We start from the raw sequence: 16,403 nt of genomic DNA, 5'->3' as shown, positions 1-16,403 counted from the left end.
AGCGTGGCCGGACCGACCACCGCCGAGCGCGGTGAACGCCAGCAGGAGTCGTCCGGCCCGCCCCGGACCCGGCGGCTGCGCCCGCCCAGCCGTCGCACCGTCCTCGTGGCGGCCGTCGCCCTCGTGCTCCTCGCCGGCGGCACCTTCTGGCTTCTCTACGGCTCGAGCTGGACGCGCGTGGAACGCGTGTCGGTCTCGGGAACACGTGTGCTGACGCCGGGCGAGGTGCGCGAGGCGGCCGACGTGCCGGTGGGGGACCCGCTCGTCTCCGTGGACACCGAGGCGATCGAGGCCCGGCTCGCCCGGGAATTGCCCCGCATCGACGAAGTGCGCGCCGAGCGTTCCTGGCCGCACGGAATCGGGCTGAAAGTGACGGAGCGTACTCCGGTTCTGATTGTCCAAAAGGGCGGAAAGTTCGTGGAAGTGGACGACGACGGCGTCCGTTTCGCCACGGTTTCCCGCGCCCCGAAAGGCGTGCCCGAACTCGAATTGGACCCCGCCCGTTCCGGCTCCGCCGCCGCGAGCCTGCGCCGCTTCGACGAGGACCGCCTGGTGCGCGCGGCGGTGCGGGTGGCCGGCCGTCTCCCGAAGGCGGTCGCCGAGGACGCGCGGGTCGTCAAGGTCCGTTCCTACGACGACATCTCACTGGAGTTGAGCGGCGACCGGACCGTGGCGTGGGGGAGCGACGAGCAGGGGGAACTCAAGGCCCGGGCGCTCACCGCGCTGATGAAAGCGACGCCCGGCGCACGGCACTTCGACGTGAGCGTCCCCACCGCCCCTGCGTCATCAGGGAGTTGACGGGTATACGTGCAGGCCAGCACCCTGGTTGGGCAGCGCTACGCCTGATCACATAGGGTGAAAAGAAAAACGGGAGGTTCGGCGTGTTCGTTGAACGCGCGCCACTTGTCGACTTAGTGTCCTGTTCAGAAGACTCCAAGGAACAGACACACTGGTAACCCTAAACTTCAGCGTTAGGGTTCGGGTCGGCGCTACGGACCGTCCCAATCGGCATCAGTCGTCGGGTCGCGGGGGCATCAGTGCTTCGGCGGTCGGGCGACACGTAACTCGAGGCGAGAGGCCTTCGACGTGGCAGCACCGCAGAACTACCTCGCAGTCATCAAAGTCATCGGTGTCGGCGGCGGTGGTGTCAATGCCATCAACCGGATGATCGAGGTCGGTCTCAAGGGCGTCGAGTTCATCGCCATCAACACCGACGCGCAGGCGCTGTTGATGAGCGACGCCGACGTCAAGCTCGACGTCGGCCGCGAACTCACCCGCGGACTCGGCGCCGGAGCCAACCCGGCCGTCGGCCGCAAGGCCGCCGAGGACCACCGCGAGGAGATCGAGGAGGTCCTCAAGGGGGCCGACATGGTCTTCGTGACAGCCGGTGAAGGCGGCGGCACCGGCACCGGCGGCGCGCCCGTCGTGGCCAACATCGCCCGCTCGCTGGGCGCCCTCACCATCGGCGTGGTCACCCGCCCGTTCACCTTCGAGGGGCGGCGCCGGGCCAACCAGGCCGAGGACGGCATCGCCGAGCTCCGCGAAGAGGTCGACACCCTCATCGTCATCCCCAACGACCGGCTGCTGTCCATCTCGGACCGCCAGGTCAGCGTGCTCGACGCGTTCAAGTCCGCCGACCAGGTGCTGCTGTCCGGTGTGCAGGGCATCACCGACCTGATCACCACGCCCGGCCTGATCAACCTGGACTTCGCCGACGTCAAGTCGGTCATGTCCGAGGCCGGTTCGGCTCTCATGGGCATCGGCTCGGCCCGCGGCGACGACCGCGCGGTGGCCGCCGCCGAGATGGCCATCTCCTCGCCGCTGCTGGAGGCGTCCATCGACGGCGCCCGGGGCGTGCTGCTCTCCATCTCCGGCGGCTCCGACCTCGGACTGTTCGAGATCAACGAGGCCGCCCAGCTGGTCAGCGAGGCCGCCCACCCCGAGGCCAACATCATCTTCGGCGCGGTCATCGACGACGCCCTCGGCGACGAGGTCCGGGTCACCGTGATCGCCGCCGGCTTCGACGGCGGTCAGCCGCCGGCCAAGCAGCGGGACAACGTCCTCGGGGCCTCCTCCTCGGCCAAGCGCGAGGAGCCCGCTCCCGTGCGGCAGCCCGAGAACCGCCCGTCCTTCGGCGCGCTCGGCAGCGTCAAGCCGAAGGAGGAGCCGGAGCCGGCCCCCGCGCCGGAGCCGGTGAGCGACCTGCCGCAGGTGGCCCCGCCGCCGGTCCCGCCGTCCCGCACCTACTCGGACAGCGCGGCCGAGGAACTGGACGTGCCGGACTTCCTGAAGTGATAGGACAGCGCGACACCGTGAACGGCGCGCACTTCGGCTTCACCGACCGGTGGGGCGGAGTGAGCGCCGTTCCGTACGAGGAGCTGAACCTCGGCGGCGCGGTCGGCGACGACCCCGCCGCCGTCACGGCCAACCGGGAGCTGGCGGCCAAGTCGCTGGGCGTCGACCCGGCCCGGGTGGTCTGGATGAACCAGGTGCACGGCGCCGACGTCGCCGTGGTCGACGGTCCCTGGGGGGACGCACCGGTCCCGCGGGTCGACGCGATCGTCACCGCCGAACGCGGACTCGCCCTCGCCGTCCTCACCGCCGACTGCGTGCCCGTCCTGCTGGCCGACCCCGTCGCGGGTGTCGCCGCCGCGGCCCACGCGGGCCGGCCCGGACTGGTCGCCGGGGTGGTGCCCGCCGCCGTACGGGCCATGACCGAACTCGGCGCCGACCCCGCCCGGATCACCGCCCGCACCGGACCCGCCGTGTGCGGCCGGTGCTACGAGGTGCCCGAGGACATGCGCGCCGAGGTGGCCGCCGCCGAACCGGCGGCGCACGCCGAGACGAGCTGGGGCACACCGGCGGTCGACGTGAGCGCCGGGGTGCACGCACAGCTCGCACGCCTCGGGGTGCGCGACCGGGCGCAGTCGCCGGTGTGCACGCTGGAGTCGAACGATCACTTCTCGTACCGACGGGACCGCACCACCGGGCGGCTCGCCGGCTATGTCTGGCTGGACTGATGGGGCATGACGGACCGTAAGAGCGAACTCGCCGGGAACCTGGCGAAAGTCGAGGAGCGCATCGCCGCCGCCTGCGCGGCCGCGGGCCGCCCCCGCGACGAGGTGACCCTCATCGTGGTCACCAAGACCTACCCCGCCGAGGATGTGCGCATTCTCTCGGATCTCGGCGTGCGCCACGTCGCCGAGAACCGCGACCAGGACGCCGCGCCCAAGGCCGCCGCTTGCTCGGATCTGCCGCTTTTGTGGCATTTCGTGGGCCAGTTGCAGACCAACAAGGTGCGTTCGGTGGTCGGTTACGCGGATGTCGTGCAGTCCGTCGATCGTCCCAAGCTCGTCACGGCTCTGTCGAAGGAGGCTGTCCGGGCCGGGCGCGAGGTGGGCTGCCTGCTCCAGGTCGCGCTCGACGCCGGGGAGAGCGCCCGGGGCGAGCGGGGCGGCGTGTCGCCCGCGGGAATCGAAGAGTTGGCCGACCTGGTCGCCGGGTCGGAGGGACTGCGGCTGGATGGGCTGATGACGGTGGCGCCGCTCACCGGCGAGTACGCGGGACGCCAACAGGCGGCGTTCGAGCGCCTCATGGATTTGTCGACCTACGTGCGCCGAGCCCATCCGGCTGCGAACATGGTCTCCGCAGGGATGAGCGCGGACCTCGAGCAGGCCGTGGCCGCCGGGGCGACACATGTACGCGTCGGCACCGCGGTACTCGGAGTCCGCCCCAGGCTCGGGTAACGTCGCCAAGAAGTCGGACCACAGCAGAAAATATGGTCATTACCGCCGAAAGGCGGACGCAACGACCTCGTGGATCGCAGGCACTTGGCAGTCGTCAGCAGATCCACCACAGAGCGGAGGACTCAGAGCATGGCCGGCGCGATGCGCAAGATGGCGGTCTACCTCGGCCTCGTGGAGGACGATGGGTACGACGGCCGGGGGTTCGACCCCGACGACGACTTCGAACCCGAACTGGACCCGGAGCCCGAGCGGGACCATCGGCGGCACGAACCGGCGCACCAGTCGCACGGTTCACATCAGCCCCAAAGGGACGAAGAGGTGCGAGTCGTCCAGCCGCCCGCGCCGCGCGAACCGGTGTCCCGATCCGCTTCGCTCGCGGCGGAATCGAGCCGTCCGGCGCGTATCGCGCCCGTGGCATCCATCACACAAGAACGCGCAAGCCTGGAAAAGAGCGCACCGGTCATCATGCCCAAGGTCGTGTCCGAACGAGAGCCCTACCGGATCACCACACTTCACCCCCGGACCTACAACGAGGCCCGTACCATCGGGGAACACTTCCGTGAGGGCACGCCGGTGATCATGAATCTCACTGAGATGGATGACACAGATGCCAAGCGACTTGTCGACTTTGCGGCAGGTTTGGTGTTTGGTCTTCACGGCAGTATCGAGCGGGTGACGCAGAAGGTGTTCCTGCTGTCTCCTGCTAACGTCGATGTCACGGCGGAGGACAAGGCCCGCATCGCAGAGGGCGGGTTCTTCAACCAGAGCTGAGACGCAACACCGGCAGAGAGCAAGACCACGGATCCGACAACGGGTCCGAGAGATGGTTCAGGGGAGAGGGAAGCAAGGGTCATGAGCGTGGTCCTGGATGTCGTCTACATCGCGCTGATGTGCTTCCTCATCGTGCTCATCTTCCGGTTGGTCATGGACTACGTCTTCCAGTTCGCCCGCTCGTGGCAACCCGGCAAGGCGATGGTGGTCGTTCTCGAGGCCACCTACACTGTCACCGATCCACCGTTGAAGCTTCTGCGGCGGTTCATTCCGCCGCTGCGTCTCGGGGGCGTGGCGCTCGACCTGTCCTTCTTCGTACTGATGATCATCGTCTACATCCTGATCGCGATCGTGAGCCGGCTGTGAGCGATGAGAGAGATACGGGCTTGCCGAATGCCGACGACAACGTTGAGGTGAAGAGATGCCGTTGACCCCCGAGGACGTGCGGAACAAGCAGTTCACGACCGTCCGCCTCCGAGAAGGCTATGACGAGGACGAGGTCGATGCCTTCCTCGACGAGGTCGAAGCCGAACTGACCCGACTGCTCCGCGAGAACGAGGACCTGCGCGCCAAACTGGCCGCGGCGACGCGCGCGGCCGCGCAGAACCAGCAGAACATGCGCAAGCCTCCGGAACCGCCGCAGGACCAGCAGCATCAGCAGCAGGGCCCGCCCCAGCAGGGCGGTATGCCGCAGCAGGGCATGCGAGGTCCCGGCGCTCCGGTGCCCGCCGGCATATCGGGCCCGCCGCAGCAGCAGATGGGCGGCCCCATGGGTGGCCCGCCCCAGCTGCCCAGCGGTGCCCCGCAGCTGCCCGCCGGTCCCGGCGGTCAGGGTGGCCCGCAGGGCCCCGGCCCGATGGGTCAGGGTCCGGGACCGATGGGCCAGGGCGGCCCCGGTCCGATGCAGGGCCAGATGGGCCCCGGCCCGATGGGCGGCCCCATGGGCGGCCCGCAGGGTCCCGGTGGTCCCGGCGGCATGCCCGGTCAGGGCGGCCCCGGCGGCGACAGCGCCGCGCGTGTCCTCTCGCTGGCCCAGCAGACCGCCGACCAGGCGATCGCCGAGGCCCGGTCCGAGGCCAACAAGATCGTCGGCGAGGCGCGTTCGCGTGCCGAGGGTCTGGAGCGGGACGCCCGTGCCAAGGCCGACGCCCTGGAGCGGGACGCGCAGGAGAAGCACCGCGTCGCGATGGGCTCCCTGGAGTCCGCCCGCGCCACGCTGGAGCGCAAGGTCGAGGACCTGCGCGGCTTCGAGCGCGAGTACCGGACGCGACTGAAGTCGTACCTGGAGTCGCAGCTGCGTCAGCTGGAGACCCAGGCGGACGACTCGCTCGCCCCGCCGCGTACGCCCGCGACGGCCTCGCTCCCGCCGTCCCCGGCGCCCTCGATGGCACCGGCCGGCGCGAGTGCCCCGTCCTACGGCGGCAACCAGTCGATGGGCAGCGGTCCGAGCCAGAACGGTCCGTCCTACGGTGGCCAGCAGCAGATGTCGCCGGCGATGACCCAGCCGATGGCGCCGGTGCGTCCGCAGGGGCCGTCGCCGATGGGGCAGGCGCCCTCGCCGATGCGCGGGTTCCTGATCGACGAGGACGACAACTGATCTGTAGTACGGCGTAGCCTTCGGCAGCGTTCAGGGCGGGCCCCGGGTTTCTGACCCGGGGCCCGCTCTTTTGGCGTGCGGGGCTGCGAGGGGCGGGGTTGCGGTGGGCGCGTGGCCGGGCTCTTCGTCGTACCGCCGCGACTGCCCGCGGCTGCGGCGGTACGACGAAGGGCCCGGCCTCCGTGGAGGCCGGGCCCGGGTGCCGCTGGGCGGCGGTTACTGCTTGCGCAGCCGGAACGTCAGGGACAGCCCCTCGTCCGTGAACGGCTCCCCGTACGCGTCGTCCGCCTCGCCCCGCGCGAAGTCCGTCGCCAGGACCTCGTCGGAGATCAGACCCGCGTGCTCGGTCAGCGCGGCGACCGTCGCCTCGTCCGTGGCCGTCCACCGCAGTGCGATGCGGTCGGCGACGTCGAGGCCGCTGTTCTTGCGGGCCTCCTGGATCAGCCGGATCGCGTCCCGCGCGAGACCGGCCCGGCGCAGCTCCTCCGTGATCTCCAGGTCCAGCGCCACCGTCGCGCCCGAGTCGGAGGCGACGGACCAGCCCTCGCGCGGCGTCTCCGTGATGATCACCTCGTCCGGGGCGAGGGTGATCGTCTCACCGTCGACCTCCACCGTCGCCGTGCCCTCGCGCAGCGCGAGCGAGAGGGCGGCGGCGTCCGCGCCCGCGACCGCCTTCGCCACGTCCTGGACCCGCTTGCCGAACCGCTTGCCCAGCGCCCGGAAGTTGGCCTTCGCGGTCGTGTCGACCAGGGAGCCGCCGACCTCGCTCAGCGAGGCGAGGGACTCGACGTTCAGCTCCTCGGTGATCTGCGTGCGCAGCTCCGGGGAGAGGGCGTCGAAGCCGGACACGCCGATCAGCGCGCGGCTCAGCGGCTGGCGGGTCTTGACGCCCGACTCGGCGCGCGTGGCACGGCCCAGCTCGACCAGGCGGCGGACCAGGACCATCTGCTTCGACAGCTCCGGGTCGATCGCCGTGAGGTCGGCCTCCGGCCACGACGACAGGTGCACCGACTCCGGCGCGCCCGGGGTCACCGGCACGATCAGGTCCTGCCAGACCCGCTCGGTGATGAACGGGGTGAGCGGGGCCATCAGCTTGGTGACCGTCTCGACGACCTCGTGCAGGGTGCGCAGCGCCGCCTTGTCGCCCTGCCAGAAGCGGCGGCGCGAGCGGCGGACGTACCAGTTGGAGAGGTCGTCGACGAACGCGGACAGCAGCTTGCCGGCGCGCTGGGTGTCGTAGGCGTCCAGCGCCTGGGTGACCTGGTCGGTGAGCGCGTGCAGCTCGGACAGCAGCCAGCGGTCCAGGACCGGGCGGTCGGCCGGGGCCGGGTCGGCCTCGCTCGGCGCCCAGCCCGTGGTGCGGGCGTACAGGGCCTGGAAGGCGACGGTGTTCCAGTAGGTGAGCAGCGTCTTGCGGACGACCTCCTGGATGGTGCCGTGGCCGACGCGGCGGGCCGCCCACGGGGAACCGCCGGCCGCCATGAACCAGCGGACGGCGTCCGCGCCGTGCTGGTCCATCAGCGGGATCGGCTGCAGGATGTTGCCCAGGTGCTTGGACATCTTGCGGCCGTCCTCGGCGAGGATGTGGCCGAGGCAGACCACGTTCTCGTAGGACGACTTGTCGAAGACCAGGGTGCCGACCGCCATCAGCGTGTAGAACCAGCCGCGGGTCTGGTCGATGGCCTCGCAGATGAACTGCGCCGGGTAGCGGGACTCGAACAGCTCCTTGTTCTTGTACGGGTAGCCCCACTGCGCGAACGGCATCGAGCCCGAGTCGTACCAGGCGTCGATGACCTCCGGCACGCGCACCGCTTCGAGGGAGCAGCCCTCGTGGGTGCAGGTGAAGGTGACGTCGTCGATGAAGGGGCGGTGCGGGTCCAGCTCCGACTGGTCGGTGCCGGACAGCTCGGTCAGCTCCGCGCGGGAGCCGACGCAGGTGAGGTGGCCCTCCTCGCAGCGCCAGATCGGCAGCGGGGTGCCCCAGTAGCGGTTGCGGGAGAGTGCCCAGTCGATGTTGTTGTTCAGCCAGTCGCCGTAGCGGCCGTGCTTGACCGAGTCCGGGAACCAGTTGGTGCCCTCGTTCTCCTCGAGGAGGCGGTCCTTGATCGCCGTGGTGCGGATGTACCAGGACGGCTGCGCGTAGTAGAGCAGCGCGGTGTGGCAGCGCCAGCAGTGCGGGTAGCTGTGCTCGTACGGGATGTGCTTGAAGAGCAGGCCCCGGGCGGCCAGGTCCTCGGTGAGCTGCTCGTCGGCCTTCTTGAAGAAGACGCCGCCGACCAGGGGCAGGTCCTCCTCGAAGGTGCCGTCGGGGCGGACCGGGTTGACCACGGGCAGGCCGTAGGAACGGCAGACCTTGAGGTCGTCCTCACCGAAGGCGGGGGACTGGTGGACCAGACCGGTGCCGTCCTCGGTGGTGACGTAGTCGGCGTTCACCACGTAGTGGGCAGGGGCCGGGAACTCGACCAGCTCGAAGGGGCGCCGGTAGGTCCAGCGCTCCATCTCGGCGCCGGTGAAGGACTGGCCGGTGGTCTCCCAGCCCTCGCCGAGGGCCTTGGCGACCAACGGCTCGGCGACGACCAGCTTCTCCTCGCCGTTCGTCGCGACGACGTAGGTCACCTCGGGGTGGGCCGCCACCGCCGTGTTGGAGACCAGCGTCCAGGGCGTGGTCGTCCAGATCAGGAGCGCGGCCTCGCCGGCCAGTGGGCCGGAGGTCAGCGGGAAGCGGACGTAGACGGACGGGTCGACGACCGTCTCGTAGCCCTGCGCCAGCTCGTGGTCGGACAGGCCGGTGCCGCAGCGGGGGCACCAGGGGGCGACGCGGTGGTCCTGGACCAGCAGGCCCTTGTCGAAGATCGTCTTCAGCGACCACCAGACGGACTCGATGTACTCGGGGTCCATCGTGCGGTACGGGTTCTGGAGGTCGGCCCAGTAGCCCATGCGGGTCGTGAGCTCTTCGAAGGCGTCGGTGTGGCGGGTCACCGACTCGCGGCACTTGGCGTTGAACTCGGCGATGCCGTACGCCTCGATGTCCTGCTTGCCGGAGAAGCCCAGCTCCTTCTCCACCGCCAGCTCCACGGGCAGGCCGTGGCAGTCCCAGCCGGCCTTGCGGCCCACGTGGTAGCCGCGCATGGTGCGGAAGCGGGGGAAGACGTCCTTGAAGACGCGGGCCTCGATGTGGTGGGCGCCGGGCATGCCGTTGGCGGTGGGCGGGCCCTCGTAGAAGACCCACTCGGGGCGGCCCTCGGACTGCTCCAGGCTCTTGGCGAAGATCTTCTGCTCGCGCCAGAAGTCGAGCACCGCGTGTTCGAGCGCGGGCAGGTCGACCTGGGCGGGCACCTGGCGGTACTGCGGCTGCGTATTCAACGAGCTTCCTCCGGCGGACGTGCTGCCTTCCGTCGGAGGGACGAGAGCCGTGCTCCCGCGGTACCACCCTCCTTGGCCGCCCGGTGCGTCGTGTGCGCCGATCGGCCCCCTCATTGGGGTCGCGAGCCGGTTCTACTCGCCCTGGCCGTCCTGCCAGGGCTTTCTTCCGGCGGCTCCGGGGTGATCTTCACGTCGCGCTCGCCCCCGGGCTCCCACCGTCCCCGGGTCGCTCTGGGCTGCGTACGCCGCTACTCGTCCCCATCCAAGCTTTTCGCTCCGCCCAGTGTACGGCGCCCCGCGGACAGCGGCCGACCGGTTTTCGTACCGGGGGCACTGACCCGAATGCCACCGCGGGGCGTCCGGCTCCCGGCGGACCCGGCCGGGGCCCCGCCCGGCGGATTACCGGGCGGGGAGCTGGGCACAACGCATGCATGTTCGCCGCGCGGCGCGCGGTGGGCGGGCGAATCGGGCGGCGTGCCCCGTTGCCGCGGGACCCGAGTCGATTTATCGTCCCAGCACGATTCGCGAGCAAGATCACAATATGTGAAGGGGCCGCGGCCATGGTGGCGAAGAAGACCGCCGGAGAGCAGCCGGAGACGGCTGCGGAGAAGACCGCCGCCAGGAAGACGACGGCCAAGAAGGCCACGGCCGGGAAGACCACGGCCGGGAAGGCGGCCGCCGGGAGGACCGCGGCCAAGAAGGGCACGAAGAGCGCGGCGAAGAAGACCGTGGCCAAGAAGACCGCGGCGAAGAAGACCGCGGCGAAGAAGAGCACGTCCGAGAAGGTGGGCGCGGCGCAGGCCGCGGAGCAGACGGGAGCCACGACGGTGGTTGCGAAGAAGACTCCTGGCACGGCCACGGCGGCCAAGACCGCCGTTCCCAAGGCGCGCGGCGCCGCCGACCCCGGCGACCTCGCGGTACGCCCCGGCGAGGAACCCTGGACCCCGGAAGAGGTCGAGGAGGCGCGCGGGGAGCTCCAGTCCGAGGCCGACCGGCTGCGCACCGAGATCGACTCCTCCGAGCGGTCGCTGCAGGGCATGATGCGTGACTCGGGCGACGGCGCGGGCGACGACGAGGCGGACACCGGCAGCAAGAACATCACGCGGGAGCACGAACTGGCGCTGGCCGCCAACGCGCGCGAGATGCTCACCCAGACCGAGCGCGCCCTGGAACGCCTGGACGCGGGCACCTACGGCCTGTGCGAGAACTGCGGCAACCCCATCGGCAAGGCACGGATGCAGGCCTTCCCGAGGGCCACCCTGTGCGTCGAGTGCAAGCAGAAGCAGGAGCGCCGGTACTGACCGGACGCCGGGGGCCGGACCGTGCCGTACCCTCGTCCTCAGTCAGGTACCTAGGCTGAGGGACTCACGTGGCAGAGGCGGAGCGCATCATCGGTACGCCGGACACCCCGGACGCGGCGGGGGACGGGCAGGAGCGGCCCGACGCCGAGCAGGAGCGGGAGGCCCCGGAGCGCCCCCGGGGCAAGCGGCGCATCGCCGTGCTCTTCGCGGTCGCCGCCATCGCGTACCTGCTCGACCTGGTCAGCAAGATGATCGTGGTCGCCGAGCTGGAGCACCAGGAGCCCATCGAGATCGTCGGTGACTGGCTGCGCTTCGTGGCCATCCGCAACGCGGGCGCGGCCTTCGGCTTCGGCGAGGCCTTCACCGTGATCTTCACGGTGATCGCGGCCGCCGTCATCGTGGTGATCGCCCGCCTCGCGCGCAAGCTCTACAGCCTGCCGTGGGCGATCGCGCTCGGCATGCTGCTCGGCGGCGCGCTGGGCAACCTCACCGACCGGATCTTCCGCTCACCCGGCGTCTTCGAGGGCGCGGTGGTGGACTTCATCGCGCCCAAGCACTTCGCCGTCTTCAACCTCGCCGACTCGGCGATCGTCTGCGGCGGCATCCTGATCGTGATCCTGTCCTTCCGGGGCCTGGACCCGGACGGGACCGTCCACAAGGACTGACCGCGCGCGGGCCGGCCGCCCGCGGGGACTGAGCGCGCGTTCGGGAGTGTCCGACCCGTCCGGCATACTCGACGGGGTGAGCACGCTTCCCGAGATCCGTACCCTGCCCGTGCCCGACGGCCTGGAGGGCGAGCGCGTAGACGCCGCCATCTCCCGCATGTTCGGCTTCTCCCGTACCAAGGCCGCGGAGCTCGCCGCGGCGGGCAAGGTGCAGGTCGACGGATCGGTGGTCGGCAAGTCCGAGCGCGTCCACGGCGGCGCCTGGCTCGAGGTCGAGATGCCGCAGGCGCCCGCGCCGGTGCAGGTGGTCGCCGAGCCCGTCGAGGGCATGGAGATCGTCCACGACGACGAGGACGTGGTCGTCATCGTCAAGCCGGTCGGTGTCGCCGCCCATCCCTCGCCGGGCTGGAGCGGCCCCACCGTCATCGGCGGTCTCGCCGCCGCCGGGTACCGCGTCTCCACCTCCGGCGCCGCCGAGCGCCAGGGCATCGTGCACCGCCTCGACGTGGGCACCTCCGGCCTGATGGTGGTCGCCAAGTCGGAGCGGGCGTACACCTCGCTCAAGCGCCAGTTCAAGGAGCGCACGGTCGACAAGCGGTACCACACGCTCGTGCAGGGCCACCCCGACCCGACCAGCGGCACCATCGACGCCCCCATCGGCCGCCACCCCCAGCACGACTACAAGTGGGCCGTCACCGCCGAGGGCAAGCCCTCCGTGACCCACTACGACCTCATCGAGGCCTTCCGCGCCGCCTCCCTGCTCGACGTGAAGCTGGAGACCGGCCGCACCCACCAGATCCGCGTCCACATGGCCGCCCACCGCCACCCGTGCGTCGGCGACCTGACCTACGGCGCCGACCCCACCCTCGCGAAGCGGCTGCGGCTGACCCGCCAGTGGCTGCACGCCGTGCGGCTCGGCTTCGAGCACCCCGGCGACGGACAGTGGGTCGAGTACGCCAGCGACTACCCCGAGGACCTGCAGCAGGCCCTGGACCGGGTCCGCGAGGAGACCTACGCGTGACCGCGCCGTCGCAGCCGCCCTCGTACCGGATTCGCGTCGCCGAGGACCCCGCCGACCTTGAGATGTGCTTCGCCGTGCGCAAGGAGGTCTTCGTCGCCGAGCAGCAGGTCCCCGAGGACATCGAGTACGACGCGTACGACGCCGTCGCCGTGCACGTCCTGGCGGTGCGGGCGGACGGCACGCCCCTGGGCACCGGCCGGCTGCTGCACGGCGAGGCCGCCGAGGCGAAGACCGGCGGTGACCCGTCCGTGGGCTCGCTGGGCCGGCTCGCGGTGACCCGGGAGGCCCGCGGGCTGGGCGTCGGTGCCGCCCTGGTGCGGGCCGTCGAGGAGGCGGCACGCGCGCGCGGACTGACCGCGGTGGATCTGCACGCGCAGACCCACGCCCTGGGTTTCTACGAGCGACTGGGGTACGAGGCGTACGGACCCGAGTTCCCGGACGCCGGGATACCCCACCGTGCGATGCGGCGCGCCCTGTAGCGGAGCCGTCCTTCGGGCCGGTGGGACCGGCGACGTGACAGGCTTGAGGTCCGCCGTGTGACGCCGAGAGACCACCGGAGCGGTGACCGTGGATCAGTTGGGCCTGTTGTTCATGCTGCTGCTCGGGGCCCTGCTGAGCGTCCCGATCGGGGCCCGCCTCGGACTGCCGGCGCCGGTGCTGATGACGGTCCTCGGCATCGTCATGGCGCTGGTCGACTTCGTGCCCAACGTCGACATCCCGCCCGACCTCATCCTGCCCGCGCTGTTGCCGCCGCTGCTCTACGCGGCCGTACGGCGCACCTCCTGGCGGCAGTTCGCGGCCAACAAGCGGCCGATCTTCCTGCTGGCCGTGGCGCTGGTCTTCGTCACCATGGCCAGTGTCGCCGCGGTCGCCCACGCGATCGTGCCGGGGCTCCCCATCGCCGCCGCCTTCGCGCTGGGCGCGCTGGTGGCGCCGCCCGACCCGGTCGCGGCCACCGCCGTCGCCGGGCAACTGGGGCTGCCGCGCCGTCTGGTGTCGATCCTGGAGGGCGAGGGGCTGTTCAACGACGTGACGGCCATCGTGCTGTACCACGTGGCCATCGCCGCCGCGGTCGGCGGCACCTTCTCGCCGTGGCGGGCGGGGCTCGACCTGGTGCTGTCCGCCGTGGTCGCCGTCGCGGTCGGTCTCGCGCTGGGCTGGGCCACCAACAAGGTGATGAGCGTGCTGGGCGACGCCACGCTGCAGATCGGCATGACGCTGCTGGTGCCGTACGTGGCGTACGTGCTGGCCGAGGAACTGCACGGTTCCGGGGTGCTGGCGGTGCTCACCACCGCGATGTTCCTCGCCGAGTACGCCTTCGACGCCGACGACGTGATGACCCGGCTGGCCGGGCACACCGTGTGGGACGTCGTCGACACGCTCGTCACCGGCGTCGCCTTCGGGCTGGTCGGCCTGGAACTGCACAACGCCATCCGCACGGCCTCCGGACGCTGGGGCGAGCTGCTCGGCTGGTCCGCGGCCGTCGTGGGCGTGGTGATCCTGGTGCGGCTGCTGTGGCTGCTGCCGGCCACCTGGCTGACCCAGCGGCTGCACCGGCGGCGGGACCAGGACGAGGACATCCCCACCTCCTGGCGGGAGACGGTCGTCATGTGGTGGTCGGGCATGCGGGGCGTCGCCTCGGTCGCGCTGGCGCTGGCGATCCCGCTGGAGACGGAGGACGGGTCCGCCTTCCCGCACCGCGAGGAGATCATCTTCATCGCCTTCGGCGTGATCATGGTCACGCTGCTGCTGCAGGGCCTGACGCTGCCGTGGCTGGTGAGCCGGCTCGGGGTGCGCGCGGACACCGAACGGGAGAAGCGGTACGAGAAGGAACTGGCCGTGCGGGCGGCCAAGGCGGCCAAGCGGCGGTTCAGGGAGATCGAGGCGGTGGAGGAACTGCCGGAGGAACTGTCCGAGCAGATGCTGCGGAGGGCCTTCGACATCGGGCTGCGGATCAGTCCGGACGTCGGTGACGAGGAGCGGCGTGAGGCGCAGGAGCAGCGGGCCCGCCGGGTGAAGCGGATCCGCCGCATCCACGGCGAGATGCTGAGCGCGGCCCGCCACGAGGTGCTGGCCGCCCGCAGCGAACCCGGCGCGGACCCGGAGATCGTCGACCGGGTCCTGCGTCACCTGGATGTGCGCAGCATGCGGTGAGGCCGGGCGGTGCGGGCGTGCCGGCGCGTGGACGAGGGCCGGTGACGAACGCGGCGGGTGACGGCGGAGGGGGTGCGTGCCCGGTCGGCGGCCTTTCGGCGGCCTTTCGGCGGTCGTCGCCGGACGGCCCCGGCATCGGGCGACCGGCCGCGCGGTCCCGTGCCGGTCGGGTTCCGGAGGGCCGTGCGCCCGGGCTGGGGGGCCGGGGGCTGGGGGCGCGGGTCCGGGCCTTATCGGGCTGAGCCGGCGTCAGGGACGAGAGCCGGGCTCGTCGGTGCGGACTCGGTCCGTCGGGCACTATCGGGCGCCGTTGGTCTCGGTCGGGTGACCGTTGATCCCCGCCGGGTCTAGTGGTGCCCCGGGCGGTCGCGCCCGCAGCCGTGCCCGCCGGGCCCGTGCCCGGTGGTCCTGTTCGGGCCGGTGCCCGCTGGTCCTGTGCGGGCTTGTGCCCGCCACGCCGCTCGTGGGTGCCCGGACCGTGCCCGCAGGCCCGGACCACCGACCCGGACCACCGGCCCGGAGGAGAGTGCCACCGGCCCGGACCGCAGGCCCGACCGTGCCCGCCGACCCGGCCCGGGCCGAGCGCGCGAATCCGGACCGAGCGCGCGGATCCGGGCCCGGTGCACGGGCCGGGGGTCACAGGGTCTTCGCCGGCTGTTCCGGGAAGCGGCGGGGGCTGCCGTCGGGGGAGGGGCGGCGGGGGCGGTGGAGGCCGTCGGCGGAAGGGCGCAGGGCCGCGTCGGCCGTGTTGACGCGGGGCAGCGCGTACGGGTGCTCGTCGGCCAGCCAGCGGATCATCCCCTCGCGCACCGTGACCCGTACCGTCCAGATGTCGTCCGCGTCCTTCGCCGTCACCAGGGCCCGCACCTGCATGGTGTTCGGCGTGGTGTCCGTGACGGTCAGGTTGTAGTCGCGGCCGTCCCAGGCCGGGCACTCGCGCAGGATGTCGCGCAGCCGCTCGCGCATCAGGTCCAGCGGCGCCGTGTGGTCGAGGTGCCAGAAGACGGTGCCGGTCATCTGCGGGGTGCCGCGCGACCAGTTCTCGAACGGCTTGGACGTGAAGTACGACACCGGCATGGTGATCCGGCGCTCGTCCCAGGTCCGCACGGCCAGGAACGTCAGCGTGATCTCCTCGACGGTGCCCCACTCCCCGTCCACCACGACGGTGTCGCCCATGCGCACCATGTCGCCGAAGGCGATCTGGAACCCGGCGAACATGTTGCTGAGGGTGGACTGCGCGGCCACACCGGCGACGATGCCGAGGATGCCCGCCGAGGCCAGCAGCGAGGCCCCCGCCGCGCGCATCGCCGGGAACGTCAGCAGCATCGCCGCCACGGCCACCACGGCGACGACCGCCGTGACCACGCGCATGATCAGCGAGACCTGGGTCCGCACCCGCCGCACCCGGGCGGGGTCGCGCTGGGCGTGGGCGTGGGCGTAGCGGGAGTAGGACGCCTCGACGACCGCGGCGGCGATCCGGGTCACCAGCCAGGCCACCGAGCCGATCAGCAGCAGCGTCAGCACCCGGCCCACCGTCGCGCGGTGGTCGGGGAACACCTGTGCCTCGACGTAGGACCCTCTCAGCAGTGCCGCGCAGAGCATGACCTGGTACGGGATGCGGGCTCGGCGCAGCAGCCCCCACAGGGGCGTCTCGGGATGCCGCGCGTCGGCCTTGCGCAGCAGCAGGTCGGTGGCCCATCCGATGACGAGGGTCAGCAGGATCGAGCCGCCGACCACGGTCAGCGGGCGGAGTATCGTCTCCATCCCTCGAACGTAACCGGACCC

14 protein-coding genes are annotated in these 16,403 nt (G+C 71.4%); 12 read left to right on the top strand and 2 right to left on the bottom strand.

All coding sequences use genetic code 11. The features are described 5' to 3' along the window. Positions 1 to 3: 3 nt before the first annotated feature. The 7 genes from ftsQ (at position 4) to divIVA (ending at position 6,114) form a co-directional block, all read left to right on the top strand. On the top strand, positions 4 to 798 hold the full coding sequence (ftsQ, locus tag ACFZP7_RS10025) for a cell division protein FtsQ (RefSeq protein WP_385634253.1): 795 nt from the start codon (positions 4 to 6) through the stop codon (positions 796 to 798). Positions 799 to 1,086: 288 nt separating this feature from the next. After that, positions 1,087 to 2,295 (top strand): cell division protein FtsZ, encoded by a 1,209-nt coding sequence (ftsZ, locus tag ACFZP7_RS10020; RefSeq protein WP_019328003.1) that lies wholly within the window; start codon positions 1,087 to 1,089, stop codon positions 2,293 to 2,295. Continuing rightward, a complete protein-coding gene (gene pgeF, locus ACFZP7_RS10015; protein WP_019328004.1) occupies positions 2,292 to 3,020 on the top strand; it encodes a peptidoglycan editing factor PgeF in 729 nt (242 codons plus the stop codon). Before ftsZ ends, pgeF begins: the two co-directional genes overlap by 4 nt. 6 nt (positions 3,021 to 3,026) lie before the next feature. After that, on the top strand, positions 3,027 to 3,746 hold the full coding sequence (locus ACFZP7_RS10010; protein WP_385634252.1) for a YggS family pyridoxal phosphate-dependent enzyme: 720 nt from the start codon (positions 3,027 to 3,029) through the stop codon (positions 3,744 to 3,746). A 129-nt stretch (positions 3,747 to 3,875) separates the two neighbouring features. After that, positions 3,876 to 4,517, top strand: a complete 642-nt coding sequence (locus ACFZP7_RS10005; RefSeq protein WP_019328006.1) for a cell division protein SepF — start codon at positions 3,876 to 3,878, stop codon at positions 4,515 to 4,517. A gap of 81 nt (positions 4,518 to 4,598) precedes the next feature. Next, complete coding sequence (locus ACFZP7_RS10000; protein WP_019328007.1) at positions 4,599 to 4,883, top strand: YggT family protein; 285 nt, start codon at positions 4,599 to 4,601, stop codon at positions 4,881 to 4,883. Between the two features lie 55 nt (positions 4,884 to 4,938). Further along, positions 4,939 to 6,114 carry an apical growth/hyphal branching protein DivIVA gene (divIVA, locus tag ACFZP7_RS09995; protein ID WP_019328008.1) on the top strand — a complete coding sequence of 392 codons (1,176 nt, stop codon included), beginning with the start codon at positions 4,939 to 4,941 and terminating at the stop codon, positions 6,112 to 6,114. 216 nt (positions 6,115 to 6,330) lie between these two features. On the opposite strand, the gene ileS is transcribed toward divIVA, so the two are convergent. Next, positions 6,331 to 9,477, bottom strand: coding sequence for an isoleucine--tRNA ligase (gene ileS / locus ACFZP7_RS09990; RefSeq protein ID WP_385634251.1), 3,147 nt, complete (start codon positions 9,475 to 9,477; stop codon positions 6,331 to 6,333). Positions 9,478 to 10,037: 560 nt separating this feature from the next. Between ileS and ACFZP7_RS09985 the strand changes: the two genes are divergently transcribed. The 5 genes from ACFZP7_RS09985 to ACFZP7_RS09965 all read left to right on the top strand — a co-directional run bounded on the left by ACFZP7_RS09985 (position 10,038) and on the right by ACFZP7_RS09965 (position 14,618). Continuing rightward, positions 10,038 to 10,778 (top strand): TraR/DksA family transcriptional regulator, encoded by a 741-nt coding sequence (locus ACFZP7_RS09985; protein WP_046250546.1) that lies wholly within the window; start codon positions 10,038 to 10,040, stop codon positions 10,776 to 10,778. 68 nt (positions 10,779 to 10,846) lie between these two features. Continuing rightward, a complete protein-coding gene (gene lspA / locus ACFZP7_RS09980; protein ID WP_030971994.1) occupies positions 10,847 to 11,443 on the top strand; it encodes a signal peptidase II in 597 nt (198 codons plus the stop codon). Positions 11,444 to 11,519: 76 nt separating this feature from the next. Next, positions 11,520 to 12,464, top strand: coding sequence for an RluA family pseudouridine synthase (locus tag ACFZP7_RS09975; RefSeq protein WP_031017009.1), 945 nt, complete (start codon positions 11,520 to 11,522; stop codon positions 12,462 to 12,464). Between the two features lie 62 nt (positions 12,465 to 12,526). Continuing rightward, positions 12,527 to 12,943, top strand: a complete 417-nt coding sequence (locus ACFZP7_RS09970) for a GNAT family N-acetyltransferase (protein ID WP_046250550.1) — start codon at positions 12,527 to 12,529, stop codon at positions 12,941 to 12,943. An 88-nt stretch (positions 12,944 to 13,031) separates the two neighbouring features. Continuing rightward, positions 13,032 to 14,618: a Na+/H+ antiporter gene (locus tag ACFZP7_RS09965; protein ID WP_029393882.1), complete on the top strand. Its 1,587-nt coding sequence runs from the start codon at positions 13,032 to 13,034 to the stop codon at positions 14,616 to 14,618. A 636-nt stretch (positions 14,619 to 15,254) separates the two neighbouring features. Here ACFZP7_RS09965 and ACFZP7_RS09960 read toward each other — a convergent pair. Continuing rightward, the gene (locus ACFZP7_RS09960) at positions 15,255 to 16,382 is read right to left on the bottom strand and encodes a mechanosensitive ion channel family protein (protein ID WP_109203120.1); all 1,128 of its coding nucleotides are present in this window, start codon (positions 16,380 to 16,382) and stop codon (positions 15,255 to 15,257) included. Positions 16,383 to 16,403: the final 21 nt, after the last annotated feature.

This window comes from Streptomyces sp. SudanB5_2050, assembly GCF_964272335.1.
In the GTDB taxonomy this organism is placed as follows: Bacteria; Actinomycetota; Actinomycetes; order Streptomycetales; family Streptomycetaceae; genus Streptomyces; species Streptomyces rochei.
This window is presented reverse-complemented; position numbering and strand designations above follow the sequence as displayed.